We start from the raw sequence: 5,632 nt of genomic DNA on the forward strand, positions 1-5,632 counted from the left end.
ACGGCGTCACTTCGTTCACGTACCGGCGACGGCGGCCGTTCCATCCCGAGCGCGTCGCGGCAGTGTTTCGGGAGTTGCCACCCTCGGTCGTCCGGGCGAAGGGAACAGTCTGGATCGCCGGCAACGACCTTCGGATCACGGTGAGCGTCGCCGGGCCGTCGGTGCGCGCGACAGCGCAGGGACCGTGGATCGCCTCGCTCCCCGAGGTCGAGCGGGAGATGTACCGTTCGAACCGACCGGATCTCCCGTGGGACGACGAACACGGCGACCGGCGCGTCGAGTTGGTCTTTATCGGGACGGACTACGACCGGGCGGCACTCGAGGCGGCACTCGACGACGCGCTGGTCGATCCCGGCAGCGACGTTTCGGCGGCTGAGGAGGCCTTTCCCGACGAAGCGGGCGCAGAAACGGTTCTCAGAGAATAACGTTCACAGGGTCAGCAGGCACAGTCCCGTCCCGAGGAGCGTTCGAATCGCATTTCCTCATCACAGTCCGGACACGTAACTGTCTCACCTGGTTCGACGTCGAGTTCGATGTCCCGGATACGGATGCTGCAGTCGTCACACCAGTACGCCCCCTTCGAGCCGTCGTCCGGACGGCTCTTGGGGGTGGGCGACGCGAACGCTTCCTTCACGCTGTCGATGAGTCCCATACCCACGACTTTGCCCCGGTCAATACAACGCCTTCGTGGGTGTGTACGGCTAACGCACACCAGCTGCCGTCGACCACACCACGTTATCCCTCCGAAGCCAGCCGATCGAGCGCCCGCTCCAGTTCGCCGGCGCGCTTCCAGGCGGCGATCCGGTCGGCGAACGGCAGCGGCACACCGAGCGACACCGCAGAGCGCATCGAGACACGCGAGCCCTCGTCCTCAGGGGCGACGGTGAGCCATGTCTCCATCGACTCGAACGGCCCGGCCTCGCCGGCCTGGGTGTAGTAGAAGCCATTCTCGATGGGTTCGAAGCGTAATTCGAATGCCAGTCCCGGGCCGGAGACGGTGAGAAGCGTTCCGGCGTCCGCCTCGGTCACGGATTCGACTGAAAAACTCCCCTCGTAGTCGACGATCCGGGCGGGGTCGAGCGACGCCTGGAGTTCGTGGGGCCGCGTCGAGACGAAGCGGGATCGCTCAACCTCGCGCATACGGCCGCGTTGTGTCGGTCGGTATATAAATCGGCCGCCAAGACGCCGGCCCGCGGCTGCCGGCTGACGCGGATCAAAGCACCAGCGGGAGGGTCGCTGCCACGACGATGACGGCGAACGCAAGCGCCCCGTAGAGCAGTTGTTCGGCGCGCATCTGGACCGATATCTCTCCGGGCGGCCGGGCGTTCCACACCTGTCGGTAGAATGCAAGGCCGGCTACGGCGAGGAATACGATCCCCGAGGTAGCGAGTGCGGTCGGGAGCGAGAGCCCGAACGCCAGCCCGTAGAGTGGGCCAAAGGAGAACAACAACATGAACGCCAACCCGCTGATGACGACGAACGGGACTGGATCGACCGGGGTGCCACGCCGGTTCGGGAGGGACATACCGGTAAGTCGGTCGACAGAAAAATAAAGACTCCGCCGCAGAGGGCGGTATGGATAACGGCGAGGCGGACGGGTTCGACGCCGGGGTATCCGGGTCGCGGGGCGACCCCCGGGTGTTGTTCGTATTGAACGTGGCGCTGTCGGCCTCGTTCGGGGCGACGGTCGTCTGGGGGCTGTCGATGCTGGACGCGGCCGAACTGTCACTTATAAATGTCGCCACCGCGACGATCGTCCTCTTTTCGCTGACGTATCTCATTACGTACAGTTGATTCGAGGGACGAAAGACGAGAAACCGGAAGGCGTGCTGGCTACCGGCCGTACGTGAGCCGCTGGACGGCGTCGTTCAGACGGCGGCCGATCCCGGACAGCCAGACAGCCGGCGAGACGCGGCGGAACTCGGATTCGTCGATTTCGATCCGCTCCTCGCCAAAGGGGTCGTGTTCGCCCTCGTCGACGGCGTCGACGACGGTCGTCATCGAACACCGTCCACAGGCCTCGCTCTTGTCGCTGGTCATAGCCTGCAGTATGGCAACGACATATTTAAATTCCCCCACGATTGTGCGCCGTTTGCGCACACACGCTGGAGCGAAACCGCCGCAAGGTTGCCGACGGCTATTTGCGGGTCGCCGTCCTACCGCGGTGTATGACTGACCGAACCGCATCCGGGGTGCCCGCCCGCCGCGGACGAAACCGATGAGCGACGTAGACGGAAGCGATACCGCCGAGGGGAACGCGAGCGGGAACAACGACCCCAGGGGTGTCGACGACGAGTCGTCGGCCGGGGGCTACGACTCCGAACGCGCCGCCGCCGAGGCCGCGGCGAACCTCCCGAAAGAGATCCGCGAAGCCGTCCCGAATTGGGAGGACGAGTACCTCGACCGAGTCAGCGACCGATTGATGTACAACTACGATCTCGAACGCGACCAGCAGGTCCGCGGCGAGCGCTGGGATATGTACGGCGAAATGCGCGTTCTCAATCAAAAGCAGTTCTTCCACCCGGCGTTGAGCTACGCTGACCACGAGGCCGAGGAGTACCTCTTCGTCCGTCGGGAGCGACACCCGACCGTCGCAGAGCTGCGCCGTCTGGTCGGAGTGGGACATGACATCGCCGACGAGCGGATCGTCGCCGACGAGGAACACTTTGGGACGGATGTTTCGTTCGTGCTCGTTTGTGCGGAACTGCCCGAGGACGTCGCCGGGTTCGTCTCGGGCTTTCGCGAGCGCGAACTGTTGAAGCTCGGCTACTACGGCCACTACGACGTGAACCTCGTCGTCGTCGTCCCCGACGAGGAACGACTCGTTGCGAGCGAGGCCGCCGATGTCGCGGAGGCGTTTCGGCTCTGGGAGGACGCCTCCGAGCGAGATGAAGGGCTCCTCTCGCGGTTTGCGAGACGCTTCTGGCGGTGAGTAGAAAAAAAGCGACCCGCAAGCGGCGCCGGCGTGTTTAGTCGTCGCCCGGTTCGGCTGCGGGCGTCTCGGGGCCGCCGCGCGCTTCGGTGATGCTCTGATAGCCGAGTCGAACCAACGCGAGCGCGAGAGCTATCAGGACGATCGCGAGTGTCGCCTGAACGGCGGATGAAATCGCCGCGCCGGTCGTTTCGGCCTGCCCCTGAATGAGATTCAAGAAGATGTTCTCGTAGAAGGCCAGCCATGAGAGGCCCAACACGGTGATTACCACCATTATGGCCATCGGAACGCCGGTGGAGACGAGTTGCTTCGTGTCGTCCCAGTTGGCCAGCCAGACCGTGGCCGTCAGGAGCGCGAGCGCCGCGAGCAGTTGGTTCGCGCCGCCGAACAGCCCCCACAGGACGACCCACTGGCCGGAGATGACCATCAGGTACGCCGGGATGATCTGGATGAGGGGGTTGGTGTATCGGCCGCGGGCGACCGACCCGATATCCGCGCTCAGTCCGGTGTCGGTCCGACCGGGTGTTGTGCCGACGATCTCCTCCATCATATACCGTCCGAGCCGGACGGCCGTGTCAGTCGACGTGAGCAGGAAGCTCACGAGCACGAGCGCCATGAACACCGACCCGACCGCCTCGGGGATGCCGAAACTCGTCAAGATAGCGCCGCCGCCGGAGGCGAAATTCGGGAGTGCTCGCCCGATACCGCCGCCGCTGGTCAACCCGGCGACCGCAAGCGTCGACAGCGCGACCGCCGCAAGCAGTCCCTCGCCCAGCATGCCGCCGTAGCCGATCAGGCGAGCGTCGGTCTCCTTGTTAAGCTGTTTGGCCGTTGTCCCGGATGAAACCAGCGAGTGGAAGCCGCTGATCGTCCCGCAGGCAATCGTGATGAACAGCATTGGGAACAACGGTAAGAAGACGCCCTCGACGCCCCAAAAGCCCTCGAACGCGCCGATCGAGGAGTCAATGACGAGCGGCTCGGCAGACGTTCCAAGGAGCGTCCCAACGACGATCGCCAGCGCCGCGCCGCCGACGCCCGTGTACAGCAGGAACGACGAGAGGTAGTCACGCGGCTGGAGCAACACCCACACTGGGAGCGCGCTCGCGATTGCGCCGTAGATCATAACAATTGGAATCCACGCTGCGGTGTTGCCGCCGAGTGCGGCCGCGCCGGGCACCCACGAGCCGGTCCCGCTCAACAGAACAATCGTCCCGGGGTCGTGTGCCGCGTCGCCGGCGAGTTCGAACAGCGCCAGCGGGTACTGCAGTCCGACCCAGACTGCGGCGAAGATGCCAGCAACGAACACGATTGTCCCTGGAATGAACGGCCCGTTGAGTTGGTAGAGGTATACCCCGAAGACGAGCGCCAGGGCGACATAGATGGACGATGCGGTCACGACCTGCGGGAATGCATTAAATACGATCCCGACGACCAGCGCGAACACGGCGACGACAAGGATAATCGTCAGGAAGGCGAACCAAAGCAGCATCTTCTTGCCGCCCTCGCCGACGTACTGACCAATTATGTACCCGATCGACTTGCCCTCGTGTCGGAGTGAGCCCGACAGCGAGACGAAGTCGTGGACGGAGCCCATGAGCGGGTTCCCGATCGCGATCCAGAGCAACGCGGGAAACCACCCCCAGACGGCGCCGGCTGTTATCGGCCCGACGATCGGCGCCCCGCCGGCAATGCTCGAGAAGTGATGCCCGAGCAGCACCGGTTTTTTAGAGGGGACGTACTCCTGTCCGTCCTCATACTTGTGTGCTGGTGTTTCTCGATCCTTCTTGAGATCGACGAACTGGGCGAGATACCGAGAGTACCCGACGTATCCCACCGAGAACGTCACCAGTACCGCCGCCACGATCCATATTACTTGTGTCATGAGCGAACCCAACCGCATCCACGCCCATCAGCCTTATAAATCCATAGAAAGGACCACCATTAATTGGTAGCAATTGCCATCCGGTTCAAAATACTACGTTTTCACTAATACACATATATAATATTTTATTGTAGCTTAAATTAGATTCTAAACCAACGTTCAATCACCCGTTCCGGTGATCCCGCGATCCGAACGAACTCGGTCCGACCGAACTCGGTTTGATCAAGCTCAACCACATCACAGCATCAGACCCGAGCGCGTCGGCTGACCGTTCCGCTCGGCGTCCCAACGAACATTTATATACCAATACGGGACCAGGCCCCCTATGCAAGCGTTCACCGACCTCGCGACGGCGGCGTACTGCCCGCGAAAACTCTACTACAGACGGACACACGACGACTACGATCCGCCGGAGTCGGTCACGTCGATTCAGAGCCTCGCCTTTCGATATGAGGAGTTACTCCATCCCGACACCGACCTCCGTGAGGAACCGATCGCGACCACGCCGACTGCGTACCGCTCGGCGCTCGGGTGTGCGAAGGCGCGCCTCGATCGGTGGGCGGAACTCGCTGATCCGCCGGAGACGCAGGTCTTTCTCCGTGGTAAGGACGCCCACGGTATCGCGCACAAACGCCTCGACGATCCCCCGGTGCCGGTCATCGTCTCGCCCGGGGAGCCACCGGAGCAGGGTGTCTGGGAGCCACAGGGCGTCCGGGCGACAGCCGCGGCAAAGGCACTCGCGTGGGAACTCGAAACGCCGGTCGAACGGGCCTATCTCGAGTACCCGGCCCACGGGGTCGTTCGCACAGTCCGAATGA

The 5,632-nt window shown here is 63.4% G+C and carries 9 protein-coding genes; 4 read left to right on the plus strand and 5 right to left on the minus strand.

Annotated features, from left to right (window positions below; translation table 11 throughout):
- Positions 1 to 425: GTP-binding protein (locus ACI944_RS10925; protein WP_411719082.1), on the plus strand; the 425-nt coding region annotated here is incomplete at its 5' end.
- 11 nt (positions 426 to 436) lie between these two features.
- On the opposite strand, the gene ACI944_RS10930 is transcribed toward ACI944_RS10925, so the two are convergent.
- The 3 genes from ACI944_RS10930 to ACI944_RS10940 all read right to left on the minus strand — a co-directional run bounded on the left by ACI944_RS10930 (position 437) and on the right by ACI944_RS10940 (position 1,525).
- The gene (locus ACI944_RS10930; protein WP_411719083.1) at positions 437 to 652 is read right to left on the minus strand and encodes a hypothetical protein; all 216 of its coding nucleotides are present in this window, start codon (positions 650 to 652) and stop codon (positions 437 to 439) included.
- An 83-nt stretch (positions 653 to 735) separates the two neighbouring features.
- The gene (locus ACI944_RS10935) at positions 736 to 1,140 is read right to left on the minus strand and encodes an SRPBCC family protein (RefSeq protein WP_411719084.1); all 405 of its coding nucleotides are present in this window, start codon (positions 1,138 to 1,140) and stop codon (positions 736 to 738) included.
- Positions 1,141 to 1,213: 73 nt separating this feature from the next.
- Complete coding sequence (locus tag ACI944_RS10940) at positions 1,214 to 1,525, minus strand: hypothetical protein (protein ID WP_411719085.1); 312 nt, start codon at positions 1,523 to 1,525, stop codon at positions 1,214 to 1,216.
- 50 nt (positions 1,526 to 1,575) lie between these two features.
- Here ACI944_RS10940 and ACI944_RS10945 point away from each other — a divergent pair, with 50 nt between their 5' ends.
- A complete protein-coding gene (locus ACI944_RS10945; protein WP_411719086.1) occupies positions 1,576 to 1,794 on the plus strand; it encodes a hypothetical protein in 219 nt (72 codons plus the stop codon).
- A 39-nt stretch (positions 1,795 to 1,833) separates the two neighbouring features.
- On the opposite strand, the gene ACI944_RS10950 is transcribed toward ACI944_RS10945, so the two are convergent.
- Complete coding sequence (locus ACI944_RS10950; protein WP_411719087.1) at positions 1,834 to 2,040, minus strand: hypothetical protein; 207 nt, start codon at positions 2,038 to 2,040, stop codon at positions 1,834 to 1,836.
- A 178-nt stretch (positions 2,041 to 2,218) separates the two neighbouring features.
- Between ACI944_RS10950 and ACI944_RS10955 the strand changes: the two genes are divergently transcribed.
- Positions 2,219 to 2,932 (plus strand): hypothetical protein, encoded by a 714-nt coding sequence (locus ACI944_RS10955; RefSeq protein WP_411719088.1) that lies wholly within the window; start codon positions 2,219 to 2,221, stop codon positions 2,930 to 2,932.
- A gap of 37 nt (positions 2,933 to 2,969) precedes the next feature.
- Here the strand turns inward: ACI944_RS10955 and ACI944_RS10960 are convergent, their stop codons facing one another.
- Entirely contained in the window at positions 2,970 to 4,814 is a 1,845-nt protein-coding gene (locus ACI944_RS10960) for a carbon starvation protein A (RefSeq protein WP_411719089.1), read from the minus strand.
- 325 nt (positions 4,815 to 5,139) lie between these two features.
- Between ACI944_RS10960 and ACI944_RS10965 the strand changes: the two genes are divergently transcribed.
- On the plus strand, positions 5,140 to 5,632 hold a 493-nt coding region (locus ACI944_RS10965), incomplete at its 3' end, for a hypothetical protein (RefSeq protein ID WP_411719090.1).

The organism is Natronomonas sp. (assembly GCF_046710025.1).
In the GTDB taxonomy this organism is placed as follows: Archaea; Halobacteriota; Halobacteria; order Halobacteriales; family Haloarculaceae; genus Natronomonas.

What these genes read in the sequence shown, in the direction of transcription:
- ACI944_RS10930 (WP_411719083.1), bottom strand. Translation starts at nt 652, where the DNA reads ATGGGACTCATCGACAGCGTGAAGGAAGCGTTCGCGTCGCCCACCCCC.
- ACI944_RS10935 (WP_411719084.1), bottom strand. Translation starts at nt 1,140, where the DNA reads ATGCGCGAGGTTGAGCGATCCCGCTTCGTCTCGACGCGGCCCCACGAA.
- ACI944_RS10940 (WP_411719085.1), bottom strand. Translation starts at nt 1,525, where the DNA reads ATGTCCCTCCCGAACCGGCGTGGCACCCCGGTCGATCCAGTCCCGTTC.
- ACI944_RS10945 (WP_411719086.1), top strand. Translation starts at nt 1,576, where the DNA reads ATGGATAACGGCGAGGCGGACGGGTTCGACGCCGGGGTATCCGGGTCG.
- ACI944_RS10950 (WP_411719087.1), bottom strand. Translation starts at nt 2,040, where the DNA reads ATGACCAGCGACAAGAGCGAGGCCTGTGGACGGTGTTCGATGACGACC.
- ACI944_RS10955 (WP_411719088.1), top strand. Translation starts at nt 2,219, where the DNA reads ATGAGCGACGTAGACGGAAGCGATACCGCCGAGGGGAACGCGAGCGGG.
- ACI944_RS10960 (WP_411719089.1), bottom strand. Translation starts at nt 4,814, where the DNA reads ATGACACAAGTAATATGGATCGTGGCGGCGGTACTGGTGACGTTCTCG.